At 63.8% G+C, this 23,587-nt stretch carries 25 protein-coding genes and 1 other RNA gene; 18 read left to right on the plus strand and 8 right to left on the minus strand.

The window, feature by feature from the left end; translation table 11 throughout:
* Window positions 1-43 precede the first annotated feature (43 nt).
* Complete coding sequence (locus tag K3163_RS03370; RefSeq protein WP_221552292.1) at window positions 44-988, minus strand: RluA family pseudouridine synthase; 945 nt, start codon at window positions 986-988, stop codon at window positions 44-46.
* Between the two features lie 17 nt (window positions 989-1,005).
* On the opposite strand from K3163_RS03370, the gene K3163_RS03375 reads away from it, so the two are divergent.
* From K3163_RS03375 to K3163_RS03400, 6 genes are all read left to right on the plus strand, one after another.
* Complete coding sequence (locus K3163_RS03375; protein ID WP_221552299.1) at window positions 1,006-1,401, plus strand: M67 family metallopeptidase; 396 nt, start codon at window positions 1,006-1,008, stop codon at window positions 1,399-1,401.
* Window positions 1,402-1,435: 34 nt separating this feature from the next.
* Complete coding sequence (locus K3163_RS03380; protein ID WP_221429204.1) at window positions 1,436-2,095, plus strand: histidine phosphotransferase family protein; 660 nt, start codon at window positions 1,436-1,438, stop codon at window positions 2,093-2,095.
* 17 nt (window positions 2,096-2,112) lie between these two features.
* Window positions 2,113-2,841, plus strand: coding sequence for an N-acetylmuramoyl-L-alanine amidase (locus tag K3163_RS03385; RefSeq protein ID WP_221429466.1), 729 nt, complete (start codon window positions 2,113-2,115; stop codon window positions 2,839-2,841).
* Between the two features lie 76 nt (window positions 2,842-2,917).
* Window positions 2,918-3,283, plus strand: a complete 366-nt coding sequence (locus K3163_RS03390) for a carboxymuconolactone decarboxylase family protein (RefSeq protein ID WP_221552310.1) — start codon at window positions 2,918-2,920, stop codon at window positions 3,281-3,283.
* 43 nt (window positions 3,284-3,326) lie between these two features.
* Window positions 3,327-3,731: RNase P RNA component class A (gene rnpB, locus K3163_RS03395), an RNA gene on the plus strand.
* 41 nt (window positions 3,732-3,772) lie between these two features.
* The gene (locus K3163_RS03400; RefSeq protein ID WP_221552312.1) at window positions 3,773-4,555 is read left to right on the plus strand and encodes a hypothetical protein; all 783 of its coding nucleotides are present in this window, start codon (window positions 3,773-3,775) and stop codon (window positions 4,553-4,555) included.
* Window positions 4,556-4,570: 15 nt separating this feature from the next.
* On the opposite strand, the gene K3163_RS03405 is transcribed toward K3163_RS03400, so the two are convergent.
* Entirely contained in the window at window positions 4,571-5,881 is a 1,311-nt protein-coding gene (locus tag K3163_RS03405; protein ID WP_221552330.1) for a UDP-glucose dehydrogenase family protein, read from the minus strand.
* The gene (locus K3163_RS03410) at window positions 5,882-6,685 is read right to left on the minus strand and encodes a metallophosphoesterase family protein (protein WP_221552332.1); all 804 of its coding nucleotides are present in this window, start codon (window positions 6,683-6,685) and stop codon (window positions 5,882-5,884) included.
* Window positions 6,686-6,957: 272 nt separating this feature from the next.
* Between K3163_RS03410 and K3163_RS03415 the strand changes: the two genes are divergently transcribed.
* A complete protein-coding gene (locus K3163_RS03415; RefSeq protein WP_221552334.1) occupies window positions 6,958-7,713 on the plus strand; it encodes a TorF family putative porin in 756 nt (251 codons plus the stop codon).
* 80 nt (window positions 7,714-7,793) lie between these two features.
* Complete coding sequence (locus tag K3163_RS03420) at window positions 7,794-8,231, plus strand: VOC family protein (RefSeq protein ID WP_221429198.1); 438 nt, start codon at window positions 7,794-7,796, stop codon at window positions 8,229-8,231.
* A gap of 27 nt (window positions 8,232-8,258) precedes the next feature.
* On the opposite strand, the gene nhaA is transcribed toward K3163_RS03420, so the two are convergent.
* Window positions 8,259-9,476, minus strand: a complete 1,218-nt coding sequence (gene nhaA, locus K3163_RS03425; protein WP_221429197.1) for a Na+/H+ antiporter NhaA — start codon at window positions 9,474-9,476, stop codon at window positions 8,259-8,261.
* A gap of 119 nt (window positions 9,477-9,595) precedes the next feature.
* On the opposite strand from nhaA, the gene K3163_RS03430 reads away from it, so the two are divergent.
* The 6 genes from K3163_RS03430 to K3163_RS03455 all read left to right on the plus strand — a co-directional run bounded on the left by K3163_RS03430 (window position 9,596) and on the right by K3163_RS03455 (window position 15,624).
* Window positions 9,596-10,960 carry a glycosyl transferase family protein gene (locus K3163_RS03430; protein WP_247712445.1) on the plus strand — a complete coding sequence of 455 codons (1,365 nt, stop codon included), beginning with the start codon at window positions 9,596-9,598 and terminating at the stop codon, window positions 10,958-10,960.
* The gene (locus K3163_RS03435) at window positions 10,957-11,334 is read left to right on the plus strand and encodes a hypothetical protein (RefSeq protein ID WP_221552336.1); all 378 of its coding nucleotides are present in this window, start codon (window positions 10,957-10,959) and stop codon (window positions 11,332-11,334) included. The genes K3163_RS03430 and K3163_RS03435 overlap by 4 nt, the downstream gene beginning before the upstream one ends.
* Before the next feature lie 79 nt (window positions 11,335-11,413).
* Window positions 11,414-12,322: a sulfite exporter TauE/SafE family protein gene (locus K3163_RS03440; protein ID WP_221429195.1), complete on the plus strand. Its 909-nt coding sequence runs from the start codon at window positions 11,414-11,416 to the stop codon at window positions 12,320-12,322.
* Window positions 12,323-12,357: 35 nt separating this feature from the next.
* The gene (locus K3163_RS03445; protein WP_221429464.1) at window positions 12,358-13,068 is read left to right on the plus strand and encodes a TIGR02186 family protein; all 711 of its coding nucleotides are present in this window, start codon (window positions 12,358-12,360) and stop codon (window positions 13,066-13,068) included.
* 99 nt (window positions 13,069-13,167) lie between these two features.
* Complete coding sequence (locus tag K3163_RS03450; protein WP_247712446.1) at window positions 13,168-15,186, plus strand: ATP-binding protein; 2,019 nt, start codon at window positions 13,168-13,170, stop codon at window positions 15,184-15,186.
* Window positions 15,187-15,273: 87 nt separating this feature from the next.
* Window positions 15,274-15,624, plus strand: coding sequence for a hypothetical protein (locus K3163_RS03455; protein ID WP_221552338.1), 351 nt, complete (start codon window positions 15,274-15,276; stop codon window positions 15,622-15,624).
* A gap of 17 nt (window positions 15,625-15,641) precedes the next feature.
* On the opposite strand, the gene K3163_RS03460 is transcribed toward K3163_RS03455, so the two are convergent.
* The 3 genes from K3163_RS03460 to K3163_RS03470 are packed head-to-tail and all read right to left on the minus strand — an operon-like array spanning window position 15,642 to window position 19,450.
* Window positions 15,642-16,376 carry a 7-carboxy-7-deazaguanine synthase QueE gene (locus tag K3163_RS03460; protein WP_221552340.1) on the minus strand — a complete coding sequence of 245 codons (735 nt, stop codon included), beginning with the start codon at window positions 16,374-16,376 and terminating at the stop codon, window positions 15,642-15,644.
* Between the two features lies 1 nt (window position 16,377).
* Window positions 16,378-16,737: a VOC family protein gene (locus K3163_RS03465; protein ID WP_221552342.1), complete on the minus strand. Its 360-nt coding sequence runs from the start codon at window positions 16,735-16,737 to the stop codon at window positions 16,378-16,380.
* Window positions 16,738-16,741: 4 nt separating this feature from the next.
* Window positions 16,742-19,450, minus strand: a complete 2,709-nt coding sequence (locus K3163_RS03470) for a valine--tRNA ligase (protein WP_221552350.1) — start codon at window positions 19,448-19,450, stop codon at window positions 16,742-16,744.
* A 104-nt stretch (window positions 19,451-19,554) separates the two neighbouring features.
* Here K3163_RS03470 and K3163_RS03475 point away from each other — a divergent pair, with 104 nt between their 5' ends.
* Genes K3163_RS03475 through K3163_RS03490 form a run of 4 tightly spaced genes read left to right on the plus strand, consistent with a single transcriptional unit; the run spans window position 19,555 to window position 23,116 of the window.
* The gene (locus K3163_RS03475) at window positions 19,555-20,664 is read left to right on the plus strand and encodes an MlaE family ABC transporter permease (protein ID WP_221429190.1); all 1,110 of its coding nucleotides are present in this window, start codon (window positions 19,555-19,557) and stop codon (window positions 20,662-20,664) included.
* Entirely contained in the window at window positions 20,664-21,563 is a 900-nt protein-coding gene (locus K3163_RS03480) for an ABC transporter ATP-binding protein (RefSeq protein WP_221429189.1), read from the plus strand. Before K3163_RS03475 ends, K3163_RS03480 begins: the two co-directional genes overlap by 1 nt.
* A gap of 3 nt (window positions 21,564-21,566) precedes the next feature.
* Window positions 21,567-22,514 carry an MlaD family protein gene (locus K3163_RS03485; RefSeq protein ID WP_221429188.1) on the plus strand — a complete coding sequence of 316 codons (948 nt, stop codon included), beginning with the start codon at window positions 21,567-21,569 and terminating at the stop codon, window positions 22,512-22,514.
* Window positions 22,515-22,531: 17 nt separating this feature from the next.
* On the plus strand, window positions 22,532-23,116 hold the full coding sequence (locus K3163_RS03490; protein ID WP_221552360.1) for an ABC-type transport auxiliary lipoprotein family protein: 585 nt from the start codon (window positions 22,532-22,534) through the stop codon (window positions 23,114-23,116).
* A gap of 3 nt (window positions 23,117-23,119) precedes the next feature.
* Here K3163_RS03490 and K3163_RS03495 read toward each other — a convergent pair whose 3' ends face one another.
* Window positions 23,120-23,488 (minus strand): hypothetical protein, encoded by a 369-nt coding sequence (locus K3163_RS03495; RefSeq protein WP_221552362.1) that lies wholly within the window; start codon window positions 23,486-23,488, stop codon window positions 23,120-23,122.
* Between the last annotated feature and the right edge of the window lie 99 nt (window positions 23,489-23,587).

Raw genomic sequence — 23,587 nt, forward strand, 5'->3', positions numbered from 1 at the left:
ATATAGCGCAAACGGCGCGAACTTGCACTGCCTTTCATCGATTTCAACGAGTGGTTTCGTCGATCAGTTCCCGCATATCGGCGGGCAATTCGGCGCAGAAATCCAGGCTTTCACCGCTGATAGGATGTATGAATCCAAGTCGTGCCGCGTGCAGCGCCTGGCGCCGGAAATCGAGGCTCTCGAGATGGGTGCGCAGCGGTTTGGGAGTGCGCCCGTATGTTGGGTCTCCCAATAGCGCATGGCCGATTGACGCACAGTGAACGCGGACCTGGTGCGTGCGCCCCGTTTCGAGCCTGCATTCGATCAATGCGGCGTGGTCGAGACGCTTGATCGTTTCGTAATGCGTGACCGCGTGTTTCCCGCGCGTCGCATCGTCGGGCAGCACCGCCATCTTCTTGCGGTCGCGGTCCGAACGCCCGAGTCGGCCTGAAATCGTGCCCGACGGCGGATTGGGATGGCCTGCGCACACCGCGAGGTAGCGCCGCGTGATCGAGTGGTCGGCGAACTGCTTGGCAAGGCCCTCATGCGCGGCATCGCTCTTGGCGACCACGAGGAGGCCAGAGGTGTCCTTGTCGATCCTGTGCACGATCCCCGGTCGCGCCACGCCGTTGATGCCCGAAAGCTTGCCTGCACAGTGGAACAGCAGCGCATTCACCAGGGTGCCGTCAGGGTTTCCGGCAGCGGGGTGCACGACCATTCCGGCGGGCTTGTTCACCACCAGCAGGTGCTCGTCTTCGAACACGATATCGAGCGGGATGTCCTGCGGTTCGGCTTCGAGCGGTTCGGGCGGTGGCAGGGCGATGCGATAGCTCTCGCCGCCCGAGAGCTTGGAGGAGCCCGATTTTGCCCGTGCCCCGCCGATTTCGACTGCGCCATCGGCGATCAGTCCCTTCACCCGCTCGCGCGACAGCCCCGTCGCCTCGGCAAGCGCCTTGTCGAGGCGGCCGGCCGTTTCGAGAGTTCCGGTGAGGACATCGGGCGAAGCCATGCTAGGAGCCATGCGCGATGGCGCTGCAAGTCTCAAGCGAAGTTCTCGAACGCATGTTGGCCGAGGCGGGGCAGGCGCACCCGCGCGAATGTTGCGGCATGCTGCTGGGAGAGGGCGGGACGATCGAGGCTGCACATGCTGCTGCCAACGTGCACGCAGAGCCCGAGCGCCACTTCGAAATCGACCCCCAGGCGCTGATCGACGCGCACCGCGCAGCACGGGAGGGCGGCCGGCAGGTGGTCGGCTATTACCATTCGCATCCCAACGGTCTTGGCGAACCTTCCGCCACCGATCTTGAACTGGCCGCAGGCGACGGGGCAGTCTGGGCGATTATCGCGGCGGGCGGCGTGCGCTTTTTCCGCAGCGGGGCTGGCGGTTTCGCCGAGCTTCCCTATGAGGTTACGGAGAGCTAGAAGGCTCTGCTCCAAGCGTATTTACGGGAAATCCATGAACGACAGTGAATCCATCGATCTTGCCGCAATGCTTTGCTCGCGGCTGTGCCACGACATGCTCAGCCCCGTCGGCGCGCTCAGCAACGGGCTCGAGCTGCTGGCGATGGAAACCGATCCGGAAATGCGCAGGAGCGTGATCGAACTGCTCGAACAGAGCTCGAAGACCTCGACCAACAAGCTCAAGTTCTTCCGTCTCGCCTTCGGTGCAGCCGGCGGGTTCGGCGACCGTGTCGACGTCGAAGAGCCCAAGGCGCTGATCGATGCGCTGGTGGCCGACAAGGACAAGGTCGAGATCAACTGGGCGATCGATGCTGCCAATCTCGCCAAGCCCGCGGTCAAGGTGCTGCTGAACTTCGCGCAGATCGCGATCGACGCGCTGGTGCGCGGCGGCTCGCTCGATATCGGCGCCGAAGTCCGCGGCAAGAACTGCGAGATCGTGGTTCGCGCAACCGGCTCGAAGATCGGCTTCGACGAGAATATCGGCAAGGCGCTCGACGGCACGCTGCCGCATTCCGAACTCTCCAGCCGGACAGCGGCCGCGCACATGATCGCGCTGCTTGCCGAACAGGCGGGCGGCGGCCTCCAATATGCCAGGACCGACGAAACGCTGGTTCTCGGTGCCGTCCTTCCCGAGGCCGAGGGACTGATCGGGTGAGCAAGGATTTCGGCGAGATGGGTTCCGGCCCTCCCGAAACCGACGACGAGCTGGTCGACCGCGAAGCTCTCTCGCCCAATCACGACGAGCGCAAGCTGCCCGTCAACACGGTGGTCATCCACTATACCGAAATGCAGGATAAGGACGTCGCCATCGAGCGGCTGTGCGATCCTGAAGCCAAGGTCTCCGCGCATTACCTGATCGGCAAATGCGGCGAAGTCGTCCGGCTGGTGCCGGAGGAGAAACGCGCCTGGCACGCCGGCCTTTCGTATTGGCGCGGGGTCAAGGACGTGAACTCGTCCAGCATCGGTATCGAGCTCGATCACCCCGGCCACCTGCATGGCTACGGCCCCTTTCCCGATGCCCAGTTCGAGGCGCTGGTCCCGCTGGTGGCGCGTATCGTCAAACGATACGATATCCCGCGCGCCAACGTCGTCGGCCATTCCGACATCGCGCCCGCGCGCAAGATCGATCCGGGCGAACTCTTTCCGTGGGATCGGCTTGCCGAATACGGGCTGTGCATCCCGCGCCCCGAAAAACTCGAACGCGGCGATCCTTTCGACAATGACGCGGCCTTCTACCTCGCGCTCGAACGCTATGGCTACGACATCACCGACGGCCACAAGGCGGTCGAGGCATTCCAGCGCCGCTGGCGCCCGGAAAAGATCAACGGCGAGATCGATGGCGAAGTCCGCGCGATCCTGTTCCAGCTGTTGCTCGACCGCGACCGCGGGCTTTCTCGCTAGCGCAATTGATCTGCATCAATGATGTGCTGCACCTGTGCGTGCAGGGCGCTCTTCGACACCAATCGAGGAGCCGCACATGGCGCATACCGAATTCAAGGACTGGCCGGGCATGGCCGCCAATCTCATTCCCGCGATCAAGGAGCTGCACAAGGGCACACCGGGAGTGATGAAGGCCTTTCGCGAGATGGGCGCCGCGGCGCACGAGGGCGGGGCACTCGATGCCAAGACGAAGGAATTGCTCGCAGTAGCCATCTCGGTCGCGGTGCGCTGCGATCCGTGCATCACCTATCACGTCGAGGGCGCGCGCAAGAAAGGCGCGACGCGCGAGGAAATCGCCGAGACGATGGGGCTGGCGATCTACATGGGGGCAGGCCCCAGCGCGATGTATGCGGCGCAGGCGCTCGAGGCCTACGACCAGTACACCGATAGCGCGGCAGGCTGAGCACGCTTCCAATCCGGCCCCGCGCACACTATGTGCACCCTTGCCAGGGGGCCGGGCAGCCGCGCTTAGGCGAGGAAAGTCCGGGCTCCACGAAACAAGGGTGGCGGGTAACGCCCGCCGTGGGCAACCACAGGGAAAGTGCCACAGAGAGCATACCGCCGATGGCCCGCCACTTCTTCGGAAGGCACGGGATCAGGCAAGGGTGAAAGGGTGCGGTAAGAGCGCACCGGGGCTTCGGTAACGCGGCCCGCATGGCAAACCCCACCCGGAGCAAGGCCGAATAGGGGCGGCGCGCTGGAAACAGCAGGTGCGTTTCGTACCGACCGCCCGGGTTGGCTGCTCGAGCCACGGAGCAATCCGTGGCCCAGACGAATGGCTGCCGCCGCGCGGCTGATGTGCAAGCATATCGCGTGCGGAACAGAACCCGGCTTACAGGCCCCCTGGCACTATCTTCCGGAACCTGTGGCCTTTCCGGCGATTGGGCCGGTCATGAGCACACACACGCATCGCAGCGCCCTGCAGCGCATCGCCATCGTCCTTGCCGTAGTCATCCAGATCGGCGCCACCTTCCTTCCGCAGCTCGGCTTCGGAGAGCCCATCGGCGACCGCTCGGACAGCGTGCGCACGCTGATCACTCCCTCGGGATGGGCCTTCGCAATCTGGGGACCGCTGTTCTTCGGTTCGGCAGTCTATGCGCTCTGGCAGGCTCTTCCCGGCCAGCGCGACAATGTGCTGCTCGACCAGATCGGTTGGCCCTCGGTGATCGCTCTCTCGATGCAGGGCATCTGGGCGACCTATACACAGTTCGCCAATCTGACGGTTATCTCGGCAATCATCATCCTCACGTCGCTCGGCGCGCTGCTGGTGATCCTTCGCCGCCTCGTCGCCTTCGAACGTCCCTTTTCGCTGGCCGAGCGAATCATCGTCACGATCACCTTCAGCGCGCTCGCCGCCTGGCTGACTGCGGCAAGCATCGTGAACATCTCGGCGACGCTGGCCTACTACGGCATCGGCGGAGACATGCAGTATCCGCTGATCACCGCGGCCATCGTGACAGTCGGCGGAGTGATCGCAGCGCTCGCGGTCGCGCGTAGCCGCGGCAATCCCTGGTACGCGCTGGTGTTCTGCTGGGCGCTGCTGGCGATCTACTACCGCGGAGGACAGGAAAGCGGCGCGATCGCGCTCGCCTGCCTGATCTCCGGCGTGCTTGTGATCGGTGCCGTGGTCGTCGGCCTCAAGGACCGCGCCAACCGTCATCACTGGTTCGGCTGACGCGTCAGGAGCGGATTAGCCCCGACCGATGCTCGAATATTCGAAGCCTGCCGCGCGAACGTCCTCCGGACGATAGATGTTGCGCAGGTCCACGAGGACCGGCGCCTTGGCGAGGTCCTTCACGCGGGTGAGATCGAGCGCGCGGAAAGCATCCCACTCGGTCACGATCGCGATCACGTCGGCATCCTTGATCGCGGCATAGGGATCCTCGACCATGGTGACCTCAGGCATCAGCGGTTTCGCCAGCTCCATGCCTTCGGGGTCATAGGCTTCGACCTTTACACCCGCGTCGGTCAGCGTCTGCGCCACCGCGATGGCAGGGCTGTCACGCATGTCATCCGTGTTCGGCTTGAAGGTTAGGCCGAGCAGGGCGACCTTCTTGCCGCGCGCCGCATCCGCACCGCCAAGAGCATCGAGCACCTTGCGGCCCATGGCGCGCTTGCGGGTGTCGTTGACCTTGACCACTGCCTCGACGATCCGCGTCGGGCTGTCGTAGTCCTCGGCGGTCTTGAGCAGGGCGAGCGTGTCCTTGGGGAAGCACGAACCGCCATAGCCCGGGCCGGCGTGGAGGAATTTCGAACCGATACGGTTGTCCATGCCGATACCGCGGCTGACATCCTGAACGTCCGCGCCGACCTTTTCGCACAGGTCCGCCATCTCGTTGATGAAGGTGATCTTCGTCGCGAGGAAGGCGTTGGCGGCGTATTTGATCAGCTCGCTGGTACGGCGGCCGGTGAAAAGGATGGGTGATTCGTTGAGGAACAGCGGGCGATAGACCTCGCGCATGACCTCGCGGCCGAAATCGTCTTCCGCGCCGATGACGATGCGGTCGGGGCGCTTGAAGTCGCCGATGGCGGCGCCTTCGCGCAGGAATTCGGGATTGGAGACGACCGAGAACTTGTGGCTCGTGCCGCTGTCCTTGAGGATGCGTTCGACCTCGTCGCCGGTGCCGACGGGCACGGTCGACTTGGTCACCACGACCGCGTCATTGGCGAGGTTCTGGCCGATTTCCTTCGCCACGGCATAGACGAATGACAGGTCGGCATGGCCATCGCCGCGGCGGCTGGGCGTGCCCACGGCGATGAAGATCGCGTCGGCGCCCTCGATGCCTTCGGCAAGGCTGGTGGTGAAGGTGAGGCGCCCGGCCTTCACGTTCGATCCGACCAGCTCGGCAAGGCCGGGCTCGTAGATCGGCATGATGCCCTCGTGGAGACGGTCGATCTTCGACTGGTCCTTGTCGATGCAGACCACGTCGTGGCCGAAATCGGCGAAGCAGGCACCCGAAACCAGGCCCACATAGCCCGAACCAACCATTGCGATCTTCATCTACGCATCCACCTTTTCGATAGAAATTGCACCGTCTTCGTCGGCGACGGCCTGGATCGTGCGGCGCCTATCGCCTTCGATCACCATTGCGGTCAAGCGTCCAGTCCGGAACGCGCCGGTATCGATACCGATCCGGTGCTCCTGATCCTCGACCGCTTCGAAGATCGTGTGGCCGTGGACCACGACGTGGCTGAACGGCTCCTTGTGACGCAGGAAACGCTCGCGGATCCACAAGAGGTCGCTGCGCTTCTGCTCGTCGATCGGCCTGGCAGGATTGATGCCGGCATGGGCAAGGACATAATCGCCCACAACGATCATTTCCTCGAAGGACTCGAGGAACTCGCGATCCTTCTTGGGAACGAGGTCGTGCATCGCCTCCTGCAGGTCGGAGACTTTCAGCTTGTTGTATTCCTTGCGCTTCATCCCGTAACTCAGCACCGTCTCGCGGCCGCCGTGCTTGAGGAAGTGGCGCAGCACTTCCTTGTCGTCGAAGCTCTGGAGGAACATTTCCTCGTGGTTGCCGGCGAGGTAGCGCACCTTGCGCTCCTTGCCCCATTTGCGGGCCAGCTTGATCACGCCGGCACTGTCGGGGCCGCGATCGACGAGGTCGCCGAGGAATACGACGGTCGTATCCGCTTCACCTGCCTCGGCATCGTCGTCCTCGATCGCGACCTTCAGCGCTTCGAGCAGGTCCTTGCGGCCGTGCACGTCGCCGATCACGTACCAGCGTTCGCCTTCCGGAGCGCGCGCAATGCGACGCTCTGGCTGGGTGAGACCGAAGATCTTGCGGATGGAATCGAGCATAACTGGTTGTGTGCGGATACGGGGAGCGCCCCCACTTAGGGGGCTGGCCAAATCCCCACAAGGCTTGTGCGTCACCCGTGCCATTTCGCAGTTGCACAATAGCCACGCTTTTTATTGCGATAGCGAAAAGTTATCTCGCCCATCTTGCGCAGATACCTTCCTTGATGCACGATCATTTCGATTTCGACCGAGGAACCTTGAACAATAAATCCGAGGCCCGTCGAAAACGCAGGTGGGACGAAGCACCAAAACGAACCAACAGGAGTTCGAGAATGCTCACGTCCTTTCGCGGCAAGCTTGCCGCATCTATCGCCCTTGCTTCCATGGGCCTCGCCGCGCCGGCAATGGCGCAATCCGATGAAGAAGAGGAAAGCGGCCCCATCACGGTGTCGGCCAATGTGGCGCTGACCACCGACTACCGGTTCCGCGGCGTCTCGCTGTCGGCCGGCGATCCGGCCGTGCAGGGCGGTGTCGACGTTGCCCATGAAAGCGGCTTCTATGTCGGCACCTGGGCCTCGTCGATCGATGGCGGTCCTGCATATGGCGAACTCGAATTCGACATCTACGGCGGCTGGTCGGGCGAAGTTTCCGACGGCGTGACCCTCGACGTCGGCCTGCTCTACTATCTCTATCCCGCAGAGGAGCTGGGCCTCGATACCGACTATCTCGAGCCCTATGCCTCGATCGGCTTCTCGCTCGGCGATGCAGAAGCCACGGTGGGCGTCGCCTATGCGTTCGAGCAGGACTCGCTCGGCGGCGACGACAACCTCTATGTCTACACCGATCTCGGCTACTCGATCCCCGATACGCCGGTCTCGCTCTCGGCTCATATCGGCTACACCGACGGCGCTCTGGCTCCGCCGCTGCTGGCTGGCGATCCCGACGATTCCGGTCTCGACTGGGGCATCGGCGCAAGCGTGAGCGCAGGCATTCTCGAAGTCGGCGTTTCCTATGTCGGCGTCGAGGGCCCCTCGATCGACGGGTTTACCGATGATGCAATTGTGGGAACGATCAGCGCCAGTTTCTGAGAACTCGCCGGCGATGATTGGGGGGCGTGCCGGGGGGCGCGCCCCTTTTCCTTTGCGCGTGTCGCACCTAGATGCGGGCCATGGCAAAATATCTCCACACCATGATCCGCGTGTCCGATCCGGACGCAACCGTCGATTTCTTCAAGCTTATCGGCCTCGAGGAGGTCCGCCGCTTCGACAATGAGAAGGGGCGCTTCACGCTGATCTTCCTTGCAGCTCCGGGACAGGAGGGCGCGGCCGAGGTCGAGCTCACCTACAACTGGCCGCCCGAAGACGGCAGCGCGCCCGAGGAATATACCGGCGGACGCAATTTCGGGCACCTCGCCTACCGGGTGGAGAATATCTACGAGACCTGCCAGCGGCTTATGGACGCCGGCGTCACGATCAACCGTCCCCCGCGTGACGGACACATGGCCTTCGTGCGCTCGCCCGACGGTATCTCCATCGAACTGCTGCAGGAGGGGTATCTCGACCCCGTCGAACCCTGGGCCAGCATGGAAAACACCGGCAGCTGGTAAGGCCGCCGGGGCAGGCGCCGAGGTGCCTCAGCCTTCCTCGACGTAGGGGTTTTTCGCATCGTCCGGGTGCTCGGTCGAGAGGCGCAGGATCAGGTAGCCCGCAATTGCTGAGAACAGCGATCCGCCGAGGATCCCGAGCTTCGCCTCGTTGATGAGCAAAGCATCGCCGGTGAAGGCGAGGCCGCTGATGAACAGCGACATGGTGAAGCCGATCCCGCAAAGGATCGAAACGCCCCAGATCTCCTGCCAGTTGGCATTGTCCGGGCGCGGCGCGAAGCCGACCTTGTCCGCGATCCAGATGGCCGAGAAGATGCCTACCTGCTTGCCGAGGAAGAGGCCTGCGGCGATTGCCAGCGGAAGCGGTGCGAGCAGGCCTTCGAGGCCGATACCCGCAAGCGGCACACCCGCGTTGGCGAAGCCGAACACCGGAACGATCAGATAGGCGCTCCAGGGAGCAAGACCGTGCTCGAGACGCTCCAGCATCGTGTCGTCGTCCTTGCCGACCATCGGGATGGTCAGCGCGGCGACGACGCCTGCGATGGTGGCGTGAATGCCCGAGTTGAGGACGAAGTACCACAGGACCAGCGCCATCAGGATGAAAGGCCACACGTTCGTCACCTTCATCCGGTTCATCGCCATCATCGCGACCACGATCGCACCGGCGCCGGCCAGCCACATCAACTTGATGTTGGCGGTGTAGAAGAGGGCGATGACGAGCACCGCGCCGATGTCATCGACAATGGCGACAGTCAGCAGGAACAGGCGCAGCGAAGCCGGACAGCGATTGCCGAGCAGGCCGAGAACACCCATCGCGAAGGCGATGTCGGTGGCTGCCGGGATCGCCCAGCCACGCATCAGCTCTGCATCGCCGCCGATCACGCCGACGTAGAAGAGGGCGGGGACCGCCATGCCGGCGACCGCTGCGAGAATGGGCAGGCGGCGCTGTTGTGCGGACGAGAGCTGTCCCTCGATCCACTCACGCTTCACTTCGAGGCCGACGACGAAGAAGAAGATCGCCATCAAGCCGTCGTTGATCCAAAGGTGCAGGTCGTAGAGCTTGGGGATCGGAGTGAACGCGAGCTTTCCGTAGAAAAGCTGCTGGTACTCGTCGGCGAAAGTCGAGTTCGCCGCGAGCATCGCGGCCACGGCCACCAGGATAAGCAGGATCCCGGCAGATGCGTCGCTGACGAACAGCGCGCGAACCGGTGCGAAGACAAGGCGGAATGCTGAAGGACGTTCACTCATATCGGGTGGCTCTTTTTCTCAAAGCGTGCCCCGTTGCAAGGCCGGATTCCCCGCTATAGGGAAGCGAAAGGGGGAAAAGGGTCGTGACACAAGCCGGAATCTCGTTTTTCGAGCTGTTTTTGCTCGTTAAAATGGAGCTGCTGCTCTTTGCGGCGGTCTTCATAGCTATTGGCATGATCGACGAGCTCGCTGTCGACTTCGCCTATCTCTGGTGCCGGATCACCGGGCGTGCGCATACGCCGAGAGTGATCCGCGACAGCGTCGAGGACGTGCCGCTCGGCGGGATGGCAGCGGTTTTCATTCCTACATGGCGTGAGGATGCGGTGATCGGCGCGACGCTGGCACATGCGCTCGAGGTCTGGCCGCAACGCGAGCTCAGGCTCTATGTCGGTTGCTATCGCAATGACGCGGAGACCATCGCTTCGGTTGTCGCCGCCGCGCGGGCCGATGAACGGGTGAGGCTGGTTGTGCTCGGCGCCGACGGCCCGACGTCCAAGGCGCATTGCCTGAACCGCCTCTACCAAGCCTTGCGCGAAGACGAGGCGCGCTCGGGATCGAAGGCGCACATGGTCGTGCTGCATGATGCCGAGGACATGGTCGACCGTGCCGCGCTGCCCCTGCTCGACCGGGCGACCGGCCATGCCGACTTTGTCCAGTTGCCGGTCATGGCCCTTCCGCCGTCCGATTCCCGCTGGATCGCGGGTCACTACGCCGACGAATTCGCAGAGGCGCACGCCAAGAACATGGTCGTTCGCGATGCGCTGGGTTGCGCCATTCCGGGCGCGGGCGTCGGCTGCGCAATCGCGCGAGGTATGCTCGATCGTCTCGCCCGTCAGGAGGGTGGGCAGCCTTTCGCGGTCACGGCGCTCACCGAGGACTACGAGCTTGGCCTGAGGATCGATGCGCTGGGCGGTTCGAGCCGCTTCCTGAGGGCCCGGACAGAGGACGGCCGCCTGATCGCGACGCGCGCCTATTTCCCGTCCGAACTTGTTACCTCGGTGCGGCAGAAGACCCGCTGGGTCCACGGGATTGCGCTGCAGAGCTGGGACAGGCTCGGCTGGTCCGGATCTCTGGTGCAGCGCTGGATGACGCTGCGCGACCGCCGCGGGCCGCTGGCCGCACTGCTGCTCTTCATAGCTTACCTTCTTGTGCCGGCCACGCTGGTTTCCTCGCTGGTGTTTCAGGGAAGTGATGTTGCGGGTGCTGCAGATGCTCCGCTTCTCCGGATGCTCCTCATCGCGACTTTCGCCGGACTCCTCTGGCGCATCGCCATGCGGGTGCTCTTCACCGCCCGCGAGTTCGGGATAGCTGAGGGCCTCCGCTCGATCCCGCGCGTGCTCGTATCCAACGTCATTGCAATCATGAGCGGGAGGCGCGCGCTGATGGCTTACATCCGCACCCTGCGCGGCGCACCGGTCGTCTGGGACAAGACCGAGCACAAGGTGCATCCGACCATCGTCATAACAAGGGAGAAAACCGCATGAGCGCCAAGACCGTCACTGCCAGCAAGGGCAGGCCGCTCGTCTTTCTCGTGACGCTGCTGGCGATCTGGGCAGGCGTCCGGCTGGTCGTGTGGAACACTTCTCCCGCGCCGGCGGGCGAGCCGGTACCGCAGCTAGCTGCTTCAAGCGTGTCGGTTGTTGCCGCAGAGACTTCGTCGAACGAGCCGGCAACGGCAGCTATCCAGAACGACGCGACCCCGGACCAGGCTACTCTCGTGGAAGGTCTCGATCCGGTCCCGAGCGCGAGCGAGCACAGCGCCTATGTGAGCGAAGCGGTCGCGGCAGGTCACGACATGCTCTGGATGGCAGCGTCGCAGGATGCGATGTCCGGCGAGGGAGCCTCCGGCGGCATCTAGGTAACGCCGGGCTTGCCATATCGCACGGCAGGCACGGTTCGGCTTTAATACACCTTCGCCGTGCGATAGGGCGGGAAGTATGGACGTCTACCTCCCCATCGCGAATCTTTCGGTGAACGGGCTGTGGATCGTCGCGCTCGGTGCGCTGACCGGCGTCCTGTCCGGCTTGTTCGGCGTTGGCGGGGGCTTCCTCACCACGCCGCTGCTGATCTTCTACGGCATTCCGCCGACGGTCGCTGCCGCCTCCGCATCGACGCAGGTGACCGGTGCCAGCGTTTCGGGCGTGATCGCACACGGCAAGCGCAAGGGTGTCGATTATCGCATGGGTGCGGTCATGGTAGGCGGCGGGATAATCGGCGCGGCCTTCGGAGCCCTGCTGTTCCGGTTTTTCCGCTCGATCGGCCAGATCGACGTGGTGATCAACGCGCTCTACGTCGTGCTGCTGGGATCGATCGGCATCCTGATGGCGCGGGAATCGCTCCAGCTGCTCCGCCGGACCGGCACGGCAAAACAGGCCGCCCGTCGCCGCCACCATCCGCTGGTGGCGAACCTGCCGTGGCGTTGGCGCTTCTACGGCTCGGGTCTCTACATCTCGCCGCTTGCCCCTCTGATCGTGGGCATCGTCGTCGGGATACTCACCATGTTGATGGGCGTGGGCGGTGGCTTCATCCTCGTGCCCGCCATGCTCTACATCCTCGGCATGAGCGCGAACGTCGTGGTCGGAACGAGCCTCTTCAACATCCTCTTTGTCACCATCGCGACCACGATCATGCACTCGCTGACGACGCGCGCGGTGGACATCGTGCTGGTCGGCCTGCTGCTCATCGGCTCGGTCACGGGCGCGCAGTTCGGCTCGCAGCTCGCGGTGAAGGCCAAGCCCGAAGTGCTCCGCCTGGTGCTCGCCGCGATCGTGCTGCTGATCGCCTTCCGCATGTTCCTCGGCCTGTTCTACCAGCCCGACGAAATCTACACGGTCTACCCGCTGTGAGGGCGCTGCTGATCCTTTTCGCGGCGCTCATGCTGATGGGGCAGCGCGATCCCGTGCTCGTTCCCGAGGTCTCGCAGCACGACGTGCAGGTGCGACAGGGCTTCACGGGAACCGAGCTGCTGCTGTTCGGCGCCGTGCTCGACCCTGCCGGAAGGGCGGGGCAGGACTACGATATCGTCGTGGTTCTCAAGGGCCCCGCCGAGCCGATCCGCCTGCGCGAGAAGGAGCGTTTCGCGGGCGTCTGGGTCAATGCCGACAGCAATGACTTCCGCTCGGTCCCGAGCTATTTCGCAGTCGCATCCTCGCGGCCCATTTCCGACATCGTCGATGACAAGACGGCCGCGATCTACGAGTTCGGCACGCGATACATCCAGCTTTCGCCGAGCGGCAGCATCGACCCGCAGGAACAGCTTCGCTTCGCGCTGGGTCTGGTCGATCTCAAGCGCCGCCAGGGCCTCTACAAGGAGGATTTCGGCGGCGTGCAGATCAGCGAGGGCGTGCTTTACCAGGCGCGGATCTCGCTTCCCTCGAATGTCACCACAGGCACCTATTCGGCGGAGACATTCGCCGTGACGCGCGGGCGCGTGATCGCTTCCGCAGTGGCCGAGGTGGAAGTCCGCAAAGTGGGCTTCGAGCGCTTCGTCGAAGTCAGCGCAAATGAATGGGGCCTCGCCTATGGCCTCATCGCCGTGCTCATCTCGGTGCTCATGGGCTGGGGCGCAGGCCGCCTTTTTGCCCGTCTCTAACGCCCCGCAGCGGGTCCATCGTTGACGTGATCTTAACCGTTATCCGTCATCACGCTGGCGACAGGCGCATGTGCGCAGAAGAAGGGCCAGGGCATACAGATGAACGACATGGGCAACGGAAACTTCGGTTCCTACGATCCGCAGCGCCAGATGGAGGGCGAGCAGCCCCCGAGCCGCGGTAACAGCCTGCGCGACCGTATCCGTCGTAGCGCGGAAAACGAGGAAGCCGAGCGCAAGGGCCAGTCGCGCTCGGGCTATGTCCACCAGCCCCAAGCTGAAGCCCAGCCTGAGGCCGTGCAGCCCGCACCCGCCCAGCCGGAGCCGCAGCCCGCTCCGCAGCAACCGGTCGAAGAACAAGTCCAGCCCAAGGCCGAAGCTGCTCCTGCAGCAGCCCCGGCTCCTGCCCCAGCTGCCGCACAGGCCAATCCGGGTGCCGCACCGCCGCGTCCCTCGCAGGCCGCAGCCGAGCCCGCTCCGCAGCCCGCGGCCAAGGACGAAGCGGAAGACCTTCAGCCCAGTGAAAACGCTACCCAGCCCATCGGTGTCGTGCTGGAGATCGCAGGCTCGGGGTCGATGATCGCAATCGACCTGCAGCGTCTCTCCGAATGCGGTGACGACGAAGACCCGGCGATCGCCATGGCTGGGCAGGTCGGTAGCCAGATCAAGATCCGCGTCGGCAACAGCTGGCTGCTCGCCAGCGTCCGCAACCAGAGGCAGGACCGCAAGGCCGGCAGCATCCTCGCCAACATCGACTTTCTCGGTGAAGGGATCGAGGAAAAGCTGACAGGAAAGCTCCACGGCTTCCGCCGCGGTGTGACCCGCTATCCGATCCCCGGATCGATGGTCTATCCCGCCTCCACCGCCGACCTGAAGCAGGTCTATGCCAGCGATGGCCGCAGCGCGGTCACCATCGGCAAGGTCTATCCGACCAAGGATATCCGCGCCGGCCTCTACGTCGACGCAATGCTCGGCAAGCACTTCGCGCTGCTGGGTTCGACCGGTACCGGTAAATCGACCAGTGCCGCGCTGATCCTGCACCGCATCTGCGAGGCCGCGCCCGAAGGTCACATCGTGATGATCGACCCTCACGGCGAATACTCGGCCGCATTCCGCCAGACGGGCGTCATCCTCGACGTCTCGAACCTGCAGATGCCGTACTGGATCATGAACTTCGAGGAACACTGCGAAGTGCTCCTCACCAGCAATGGCAACGAACGTCAGGTGGACTCCGATATCCTCGCCAAGTGCCTTCTCAAGGCGCGCAGCAAGAGCAAGCTTGCCGAAAGTATGGGCAAGATTACGGTGGATTCACCGATTCCCTACCTGCTCTCGGACCTGTCGAACGAAATCCAGGACCAGATGGGCAAGCTCGACAAGGCGACCAACTCGGCGCCTTACATGCGTATCAAGAACAAGCTGGACGAACTGAAGGCCGACCCGCGCTACCAGTTCATGTTCTCCGGCATGCTGGTCGCCGACACCATGTCGGACTTCATTGCCAAGATCTTTCGCATGCCTTCGAACGGCAAGCCGATCTCGATCATCGACGTTTCGGGCGTGCCTTCGGACGTTACCTCGACCGTGGTCGCCGTGCTTAGCCGCTTGGTGTTCGACTTCGCCATCTGGGGCCGCGAGGAAAAGTGTACGCCGATCCTGCTGGTCTGCGAAGAGGCGCACCGTTACGTTCCGAACGAAAAGAATGCAGACGGTAACTCGGTCGGCACGATCCTTTCGCGTATCGCCAAGGAAGGCCGTAAATACGGTATCTCGCTCGGACTCATCACGCAGCGTCCATCCGACCTTGCGGAAGGCGTTCTCTCGCAGTGCGGTACGATCATCTCGATGCGTCTGAACAACGACCGAGACCAGGACTTCGTGCGCGCTGCCATGCCGGAAGGCGCGCGCGGTTTCCTCGACGCGATCCCGGCACTGCGCAACCGCGAGTGCATCATCTGCGGCGAGGGTGTCGCCATTCCGATCCGCGTGAGCTTCGACAACCTCGAAGAGGTCAAGCGTCCGGCTTCGGAAGACCCGAGCTTCGTCGAGATGTGGAACCAGCCCGGCGGCGAAGAGGACATCGTCCTTCGCACCGTGCAGCGCTGGCGCTCGCAGGGCTAAGTTCCTCACTAATCGGCGCTTCTTCCCCAAAATGGAGGAGGCGCCGCTATTCTGGTATGATCGGCTTCCCAACTCGAGGAGTCGGCCATGCACATTCGACCAGCACTTTACCTGTTCGGAGCCGCTGCCTTTCTTGGCGCTTCGGGCATTTCCCTTGCCGACAGCGGCGAAGGCGGCCCGAGCTTTGTCCAGCGCGGAGAATGCACGAAGGGCAAGCCCGGCCAGAACGTGTACCTGAAGAACAACACCGACCGTCGGATCCGCGTCACCTACCGGATTTCCTATCGCGACTACAAAGGCAAGGCGATCAAGCGGGAGCGCTTCAAGGTGCTCGCCGGTGGCCGCGAAAGCCGCGTGGGCTGCTCTCAAGTGAACAACGGCAGTCCGACCGGCCACGGCTCGACCAAGGCCACCTACAAGATTATCAAATGGAGCTGAGTGCGTAGCCGCAGGCTTCAGGTGCCGCGCGTATCGCCGAACAGGTGGATATGCAGCCGGTCGCTCATACGGAAACCGTGTTTCACGCAGAGGTCGGCGAGCCATTTCTCGCGTGTCCGCAAAGTCTCGCTGTCGGTGCCTTCGGGCATCAGGAAGACGTGCCCGGGCTTGAAACGATAGCGTTCGTGCAGCTCCATGACCTCGTCGACATCCGAGGGTTCGGCAATCACGAACTTGAACCATGCCCGCGGGTCGGTGGCATAGGCATCGAGCCGTTCGGGGATCAGCGCGAGGTCGGCCGGATTGCCGCTGTGCGACAGTTTCGGGCTGACGTTGAACTGGTCGATCCGGATGTCGAGCGCGGCGGGTGCCTTGGTCGTCCCGTTGGTCTCGATCTCGACCGCAATATCGGGAAGCAGGTCGAGCAGCTTGGCGAGCGCAGGCGCCTGCAGCAGCGGCTCGCCGCCGGTGATGACGAGGCGGTTCTGCCCCAGCGCCGTAATCCGCGCGGCGACCTCTTCCTCGTCCAGCGTGATCTGGTTGGCCTTGCGCTCGAACGTCACGCCATCGCGGTGCGGGCGATTGTCGCCCTCGAAATGCCAGGTGTAGGCCGTGTCGCACCACTCGCAGGCGAGGTTGCAGCGCGACAGCCGCATGAAGGCCACCGGCATGCCGGCGCTCGGCCCTTCGCCCTGTACGGAGGCGAAGATCTCCGGCCCGCCGTCGTCATCGGTGGCGAGGACGAGAGCCATGTCAGCTGTACACCGTCACTTCGACGCGCATTCCTTCCGGATCGCGGAAGAATGTCGCGGTCTCGCCGGCGAAGGCCTGCTTTTCCGGCACTTCGAAGCCGGCTGCGGCCATGCCATCGCGCACCGCGTCGAGTGCCGCCATGTCGGGCGCGGTGAAGCCGAGGTGATTGAGGCCGGGGGCATAGCGTTCGTAATCCGAAGTGCTCGCCTTGGCCTGTTTCAGGTCAATGCTCAGACCGTCATCGCTCGTCCACACGTGGTCACGCGACTTGGTGAACCCGATAAGGTCCAGCAAGGCCGCGTACCAGGGCAGGCTCGCCTCGAGCGAACGAACCAGCACCACAATGTGATCGAGCTTCATGCGCCTAACCTAGGCGCGTGAGCGCGGCCTTCAAGCGTTCGATCTCTGCCGTGTGATGCGTGTAGTCGGCGCGGGCCTTCTCGACAGCCTCGGGCTTGGCGCGTTCGACGAAGTTGGCGTTGTTCAGGCGACCCTCGAGCGATTTGGCTTCCTTGGTCGACGCTTCCATCGCCTTGGTGAGGCGCGCCTTCTCGGCTTCGATGTCGATCACGCCTTCGAGCGGGACGATGAAGGCATCGTCGCCCGCGGCAATTTGCATGGCAGCGCCGCCGGGTGCTTCGGCGAAGTTCACCGGTGTCAGGCGCGCGAGCCGTTCGATAGCTGCCGCGTTCTCCTCGACGACCTTGCGGCCCAGCGAAGACGGCGAAGGGCAGAAGGCCTCAAGTTTCGCACCCGGAGCAATGCCGAGCTCGTTCTTGGCCGTACGCACCGCGCTGGTGAGCGCGATCAGCCAGTCGATCTCGGCCTTCGCTTCGGCGTCGACCTCTGCCTGCGGATCGGGCCACTTGGCGGTGATCAGCGGGTAGTCCGGACGGTCACCCTGCTTCGACCACAGCTCTTCGGTGATGAAGGGCATGAAAGGGTGGAGCATGACGAGGATCTGGTCGAGCGCCCAGCCGGCGACCGCCTTCGTTTCCTCGTCGAAATTGCCCTTGATGAGCTCGATGTACCAGTCGCAGAAACGGTCCCACACGAAGTGGTAAATCGTGTTCGCGGCGGCATCGAAGCGCAGGTCGGCCATCGCCTGTTCGAGCGCATTCTTGGTCTCGACGACTTCGCCGATGATCCACTTGTTGACTGCCTGCGTTGCAGTGGGCGCCACGATGCTGGTGCTCGCGCCGATGCCGTTCGACTGGCAGAAACGCGTGGCATTCCAGAGTTTTGTCGCGAAGTTGCGATAGCCCTCGACGCGCTTCTCATCCATCTTGATGTCGCGGCCCTGGCTTTCCATGGCGGACATGAAGAAGCGCAATGCATCGGCGCCGTACTGGTCAATAAGGCCCAGCGGATCGACGACATTGCCCTTCGACTTCGACATCTTCGCCCCGTCGGCAGCGCGCACGAGACCGTGGAGATAGAGCCGCGGCCACGGCGCTTTCCCGGTCAGGTGCATGCCCTGCATCATCATGCGCGCATCCCAGAAAAACAGGATGTCGAAGCCCGAGATCAGCAGGTCGTTGGGATAGTGCTTGTCGAGCAGGTCTGTCTTGTCCGGCCAGCCGAGCGTGGCGAAGGGCCAGAGCGCGGAAGAGAACCACGTGTCGAGCACGTCCTCGTCGCGGGTGAGGGCCACGCCTTCACCGGCCTGCGCCTGCGCCTCTTCCTCGGTCATGGCCACATAGGCCTTGCCCTCGGCATCGTACCACGCGGGGATGCGGTGACCCCACCAGAGCTGGCGGCTGACGCACCAGGGCTGGATGTTCTCCATCCAGTTGAAGAAGGTCTTCTCCCAAGACTTCGGGACGATCTCGATCGTGCCGTCCTTCACTGCCTCGATGGGCGCCTTGGCGAGCTTTTCGGCATCGACATACCACTGGTCGGTCAGCCAGGGCTCGATCACCACGCCGCCGCGGTCGCCGAAGGGCGTCGCGATGGTGCGCGGTTCCGCGTCGAGTTCCTGTTCCTCGCCCTTCTTGGTCTTGGCGATGTGCGGGATGAGGTAGCCCTGCTCCTTGAGGCGCTGGACGACCAGTTCGCGCGCACCGTCCACCCCGTCGCGCTTGAAACGATGAAGGCCGATGAACTCCTCGGGCACCAGCCCGTCGGCGGTCTGGCAGACGTTCGCCTCGCCATCGAGCATGTTGAGCATTTCGGCCGGCTTGAAGCCTGCGCGCTTGCCCACGTCGAAGTCGTTGAAGTCGTGACCCGGCGTGATCTTCACGCAGCCCGAGCCGAGTTCGGGATCGGCGTGCTCGTCGGCCACGATAGGAACGCGGCGTCCTGTGATCGGCAGCACGATGTGCTTGCCGACGACCGACTTGAACCGCTCGTCATCGGGATGGACCGCCACTGCCATATCGGCGAGCATGGTTTCGGGCCGCGTCGTTGCGACGACGAGGTGATCCTTGCCCTCCGATGTCGTGACGCCATCCTCGAGCGGGTATTTGAAGTGCCAGAAAGAGCCCTTCACATCGGTCGTCTCGACCTCGAGGTCCGAGATCGCGGTCTTCAGTTTCGGGTCCCAGTTCACCAGCCGCTTGTCGCGGTAGATCAGGCCGTCGTTATAGAGATCGACGAAGGTCTTGAGCACGGCATTCGAGAAATGCTCGTCCATAGTGAACTGTTCGCGGCTCCAGTCCATCGAACAGCCGAGGCGGCGCAGCTGGCGCGTGATCGTGCCGCCGCTTTCCTCTTTCCACTCCCAGACCTTGCCCACGAAATCCTCGCGCGAGTAATTCGTGCGCTTGTCCTGGCGCGCCTCCATCTGGCGTTCGACCACCATCTGCGTCGCGATACCGGCGTGGTCGGTGCCGACCACCCACAGCGCATCCTTGCCGCGCAGGCGCTCATAGCGGATCACCACGTCCTGCAGCGTGTTGTCGAGCGCGTGGCCGATGTGGAGCGAACCCGTGACGTTGGGCGGCGGGTTCACGATGGTGAAGGGCTCGGCGTCCGGCCGCTCGGGGCGGAACAGGCCGTTTTCTTCCCAATGCGCGTACCAGCGCTGCTCGATATCGGCGGGATCGAAGGTCTTGGATAGCTCGGTGCTCATGGCATGCGCCTTTGCCAGCCTGAATTGTGCAACGCAACGCCGTAGGGGACCGGAAATGATACGCGCTTGTTAAGCGAGGCGTTTCCACGCATACCGCGAGCCGCATGACAGGCTTGGCGCAATACGAACTGCAAGAGGGCGATGGGGGATCGGTGCTGAAGCTCACCGGGCCCTATCTCGTGTCGACGATCGGTCCGATTGACCAGGACCTGCGCGTTATCGAGGGCGATATCGTCAGCGTCGATATTTCTGGCGTTTCCGAGATCGATACTGTCGGCGCATGGCTGGCCCGCGAAGTCGCCTCGCGCCTCGGTGCCGAGGTTTCCGGGGCGGGCGATCGCGCACAGCGGCTGCTCGGCGCGCTCGAGGATATCGAAGCCGAGGACGAGCTCTCCGCCCCGCGCCTGCCCGTCTGGAGCCGAGTGCCCGAAGCTTTGGGTGAGAAGGTCTTCCAGCTGCGGACGGGCACTTATGGTGTCCTGAGCTTCCTTGGCGCACTGCTGATCGCCGCGTGGTCGCTGATCCGCAACCCGCGCCGTTTCCGCATGGTCGCCCTCGTCAGGCAGGCCGAACTGGTCGGCGTGTCCGCATTGCCGATCATCGGCCTGATGAGCTTCCTCATCGGCATCGTCATCGCCCAGCAGGGTGCGGTGCAACTCGCGCAGTTCGGCGCAGAGACGCTGACGATCAACCTCGTCGGGCGCATTACCCTTCGCGAACTCGGCGTGCTGATGACCGCGATCATGGTCGCCGGCCGTTCGGGCAGCGCATTCGCCGCCCAGCTCGGCACGATGAAACTGACCGAGGAAGTCGACGCGATGCGCACGATCGGGATTGCGCCGATGGAAGCGCTGGTCATCCCGCGGATCATGGCCGCGGTGCTGATGATGCCGCTGCTCGGCTTCTACGCCTCGTGCATGGCGATCATCGGCGGCGCGGTAATCGGCGACCTTATCCTCGGAATCCCTTTCTGGACTTTCCTCTCGCGTATCCAGGAAGTCGTGCCGACCTACGACCTGTGGGTCGGCCTCATCAAGGCGCCTGTCTTCGGGCTGATCATCGGCCTTGCCGGTTGCTATCACGGGCTGCAGGTGCGCGGTAATTCGGAAGAGGTCGGCATTCGCACGACCATGTCGGTCGTCTCGGCGATCTTCGCCGTGATCGTGCTCGACGCCTTCTTCGCCGTCTTCTTTACCGAGCTGGGGTGGGGCTGATGAACGCGGCAAAGCAAACCCACAAGCACGAGCGCTACAAGGGCGAATACCCGATCGTTGTGGAGGGGCTGACCAACCGCTTCGGCCCCATCACCGTGCACGAAAACCTCGACCTCAAGGTCAGGCGCGGGGAGATTCTCGGCGTTGTCGGCGGTTCGGGCAGCGGCAAGTCGGTCCTTATGCGCTCGATCATCGGCCTGCAGACACCCAACGAGGGCGATGTAAGGGTGTTCGACAAGTCGATCATCCAGGCCGATCCCGACGAGGAAATCGGCGTGCGCGACCGTTGGGGCGTGCTCTTCCAAGGCGGCGCACTGTTCTCGACGCTTACCGTGGGCGAGAATGTCGAAGTGCCGCTGAAGCAGTTCTACCCGGACATTCACGATACGCTGCGCAAGGAAATCGCGCGCTACAAGGTGCTGCTGTCCGGCCTTCCCGAAGAGGCGGTGCGCAAATATCCGAGCGAGCTTTCGGGCGGCATGAAGAAGCGCGCTGGCCTCGCCCGCGCGTTGGCGCTCGATCCCGAACTCCTGTTCCTCGACGAGCCGACCGCGGGCCTCGATCCGATCGGTGCGGCAGCGTTCGACCGGCTGACGCGCGAGCTAAAAGAGACGCTCGGCCTCACCGTGTTCCTGATCACTCACGACCTCGATACGCTGCACGAGATCTGCGACCGGGTGGCGGTAATCGCCGACAGGAAGATCATCGCGGTCGACACCGTCCCGAACCTGATGGAACTCGATCACCCCTGGATACAGGAATATTTCAACGGTCCGCGCGGCCGGGCGGCGCTCACCGCGCAGGCGCTCGACGAATTGCGCCAGCACATGGAGCTGCCCGTCGCGGCCCATGCGGTCAAAGCGTTGGACAAACCGCCTGCGGGCAAGGATAAGGCTTAGCGAATGGAAACGCGGGCAAATTACGTTTGGGTGGGGGCGGTTACGCTCGCAGTGCTGGCGGCGCTGGCGCTGTTCATCGTCTGGATCGCGCGCTGGGGCGAAGGCGCCCAGAAGGAATACGACATCTTCTTCAAGGAGAGCGTGTCGGGCCTCGCCAATGGCAGCCAGGTGAGCTTTGCCGGCGTTCCCGTAGGCCAGGTCAGCCAGATCGTGCTGTGGGACAAGGATCCCGAATTCGTCCGCGTGCGCATCAGCGTGAAGGACGAGGTGCCGATCCTCGTAGGTACGACCGCAACGATCCAGGGCAGCTTCACCGGCGTCTCGACCATCCTGCTCGATGGTGCGCGCAGCGGAGCGCCTGCCATTTCCTGCGAGACCACGGCCTGCACCGAAGGCGTGCCGATTATCCCGCCCAAGCCCGGCGGACTTGGCGAGCTGCTGTCTAACGCGCCGCTCCTGCTCGAGCGGCTGGCCACGCTGACGGAGCGCCTGACCCAGCTGCTGGGTGACGAGAACCAGGGCGAGATCGCGGGCATCCTTGCCAATACGAACCAGATGACCGCCGACCTTGCGCAGACTGCACCGCAGTTCGAGCGGACGATGGCCGAATTGCAGGTGACCCTGCGCGAAGCGTCCGAAGCGCTCGACCAGTTCGAGAAGGTCACCGCCTCGACCGACCGCCTGCTCAACCAGGAAGGCGCACAGCTTGCCGAGCAACTGCGCGTGACGCTGAAGCAGGCCGGCGATGCGTCGGAAGAACTTGAAGGCGTGCTCGCCGAAGCGCGTCCTGCGACCAAGCAGCTCGCGGAAAGCACGCTGCCCGCCGCCGAAGCCACCCTTCGCGACCTGCGTGCGACCAGCAAGGCACTGCGCGATGTTACCGAAAAGCTCGACGAGCAGGGCGCTGGCGCACTGCTGAGCAGCCAGCCGCTGCCCGAGTACGAGGACTGAGCATGGGGAACGCAAGAATGATCGACCATCGCAAACTCGCCGTGCTTGCGCCCGCGCTCCTTCTGGCGGGCTGCCTGTCCTTCGGCAGCGAGCCGCCCGACAGCCTCCTGACGCTGACGCCGAGCGCGACCGCACCTGCCGGAACCGGCGGATCGAGCGCATCGGGCTCCGCCATCGCGCTGGTCGAATTCCAGGCACCTGCCGCGATCGACGTGACACGCGTGCCGGTGCAGGTTTCCGACACCGAGATCGCCTATCTCAAGGAAGCGGTATGGGTCGAAAAGCCTGCCCGCCTGTTCCGCCGCCTGATTGCGGAAACGATCCGCACCCGCTCGAACCGCGTGGTGGTCGATGGTGACGATCCCGGCGCGCTCGCAAGCAACCGCCTGACAGGCACGCTGCGCCAGTTCGGCTATGATGCCCGTACGGGCAGTGTCGTGGTGGTCTTCGATGCCGTTCGCCCGGGCGAGGGAAGCGCCGTCGAGACGCGCCGCTTCGAAGCCACGGTGCCAGGTGTAGCTGCCGATGTCCGCAGTGTTGGCCCCGCACTCAATAGCGCCGCCAACGATGTCGCGGGACAGGTCGCAGACTGGGTCAGCTGACGCCTACGGGCGCCAGGTCATCTCCACCGGCTCCCAGCCCTGCTTGCGGACCATCGACATGCCGCTGTCCTTGTCGAGCGTCGCCTCGTCGAAAGTGTCGAGCACGTAGCAATAGGTCGTGCTGCGTCCGACCCCGTCATCGACGCGGCCGGAGACGTGGTTGAAGTAGGCCTCCTCGTCCATGACCGACTGTTCCCAGGTGCCACGGAAGATCGAGCTGAAATAGGCGTTGCCGCCGGGCTCCGAAGCGGAGGCGACGCAGTAGACATACTGCTTCTCGGCCGCTCCTGCATGGACCGAACCGGTCGCCGCAAAAGCCGCAAGTGGCGCGGCGAACATTGCGCGGGTGAGATTGCCTTGTCGGTGCGCCATGGGACCTCCTCGAAAACCATCGCTGCCGGATGCGAGGACCATGGGCCAAGAAAGCTACCATGCGCCGAATCAAGGCGGTTAACGCACTTCAGGGATACC

It is taken from the genome of Qipengyuania xiapuensis, assembly GCF_019711395.1.
Lineage (GTDB): Bacteria > Pseudomonadota > Alphaproteobacteria > Sphingomonadales > Sphingomonadaceae > Qipengyuania > Qipengyuania xiapuensis.

Excerpts from the sequence above, each read along its gene's own strand:
- K3163_RS03370 (WP_221552292.1), bottom strand. The coding sequence starts at position 988 with ATGGCTTCGCCCGATGTCCTCACCGGAACTCTCGAAACGGCCGGCCGC.
- K3163_RS03375 (WP_221552299.1), top strand. The coding sequence starts at position 1,006 with ATGGCGCTGCAAGTCTCAAGCGAAGTTCTCGAACGCATGTTGGCCGAG.
- K3163_RS03380 (WP_221429204.1), top strand. The coding sequence starts at position 1,436 with ATGAACGACAGTGAATCCATCGATCTTGCCGCAATGCTTTGCTCGCGG.
- K3163_RS03385 (WP_221429466.1), top strand. The coding sequence starts at position 2,113 with ATGGGTTCCGGCCCTCCCGAAACCGACGACGAGCTGGTCGACCGCGAA.
- K3163_RS03390 (WP_221552310.1), top strand. The coding sequence starts at position 2,918 with ATGGCGCATACCGAATTCAAGGACTGGCCGGGCATGGCCGCCAATCTC.
- K3163_RS03400 (WP_221552312.1), top strand. The coding sequence starts at position 3,773 with ATGAGCACACACACGCATCGCAGCGCCCTGCAGCGCATCGCCATCGTC.
- K3163_RS03405 (WP_221552330.1), bottom strand. The coding sequence starts at position 5,881 with ATGAAGATCGCAATGGTTGGTTCGGGCTATGTGGGCCTGGTTTCGGGT.
- K3163_RS03410 (WP_221552332.1), bottom strand. The coding sequence starts at position 6,685 with ATGCTCGATTCCATCCGCAAGATCTTCGGTCTCACCCAGCCAGAGCGT.
- K3163_RS03415 (WP_221552334.1), top strand. The coding sequence starts at position 6,958 with ATGCTCACGTCCTTTCGCGGCAAGCTTGCCGCATCTATCGCCCTTGCT.
- K3163_RS03420 (WP_221429198.1), top strand. The coding sequence starts at position 7,794 with ATGGCAAAATATCTCCACACCATGATCCGCGTGTCCGATCCGGACGCA.
- nhaA (WP_221429197.1), bottom strand. The coding sequence starts at position 9,476 with ATGAGTGAACGTCCTTCAGCATTCCGCCTTGTCTTCGCACCGGTTCGC.
- K3163_RS03435 (WP_221552336.1), top strand. The coding sequence starts at position 10,957 with ATGAGCGCCAAGACCGTCACTGCCAGCAAGGGCAGGCCGCTCGTCTTT.
- K3163_RS03440 (WP_221429195.1), top strand. The coding sequence starts at position 11,414 with ATGGACGTCTACCTCCCCATCGCGAATCTTTCGGTGAACGGGCTGTGG.
- K3163_RS03445 (WP_221429464.1), top strand. The coding sequence starts at position 12,358 with ATGGGGCAGCGCGATCCCGTGCTCGTTCCCGAGGTCTCGCAGCACGAC.
- K3163_RS03450 (WP_247712446.1), top strand. The coding sequence starts at position 13,168 with ATGAACGACATGGGCAACGGAAACTTCGGTTCCTACGATCCGCAGCGC.
- K3163_RS03455 (WP_221552338.1), top strand. The coding sequence starts at position 15,274 with ATGCACATTCGACCAGCACTTTACCTGTTCGGAGCCGCTGCCTTTCTT.
- K3163_RS03460 (WP_221552340.1), bottom strand. The coding sequence starts at position 16,376 with ATGGCTCTCGTCCTCGCCACCGATGACGACGGCGGGCCGGAGATCTTC.
- K3163_RS03465 (WP_221552342.1), bottom strand. The coding sequence starts at position 16,737 with ATGAAGCTCGATCACATTGTGGTGCTGGTTCGTTCGCTCGAGGCGAGC.
- K3163_RS03470 (WP_221552350.1), bottom strand. The coding sequence starts at position 19,450 with ATGAGCACCGAGCTATCCAAGACCTTCGATCCCGCCGATATCGAGCAG.
- K3163_RS03475 (WP_221429190.1), top strand. The coding sequence starts at position 19,555 with ATGACAGGCTTGGCGCAATACGAACTGCAAGAGGGCGATGGGGGATCG.
- K3163_RS03480 (WP_221429189.1), top strand. The coding sequence starts at position 20,664 with ATGAACGCGGCAAAGCAAACCCACAAGCACGAGCGCTACAAGGGCGAA.
- K3163_RS03485 (WP_221429188.1), top strand. The coding sequence starts at position 21,567 with ATGGAAACGCGGGCAAATTACGTTTGGGTGGGGGCGGTTACGCTCGCA.
- K3163_RS03490 (WP_221552360.1), top strand. The coding sequence starts at position 22,532 with ATGATCGACCATCGCAAACTCGCCGTGCTTGCGCCCGCGCTCCTTCTG.
- K3163_RS03495 (WP_221552362.1), bottom strand. The coding sequence starts at position 23,488 with ATGGCGCACCGACAAGGCAATCTCACCCGCGCAATGTTCGCCGCGCCA.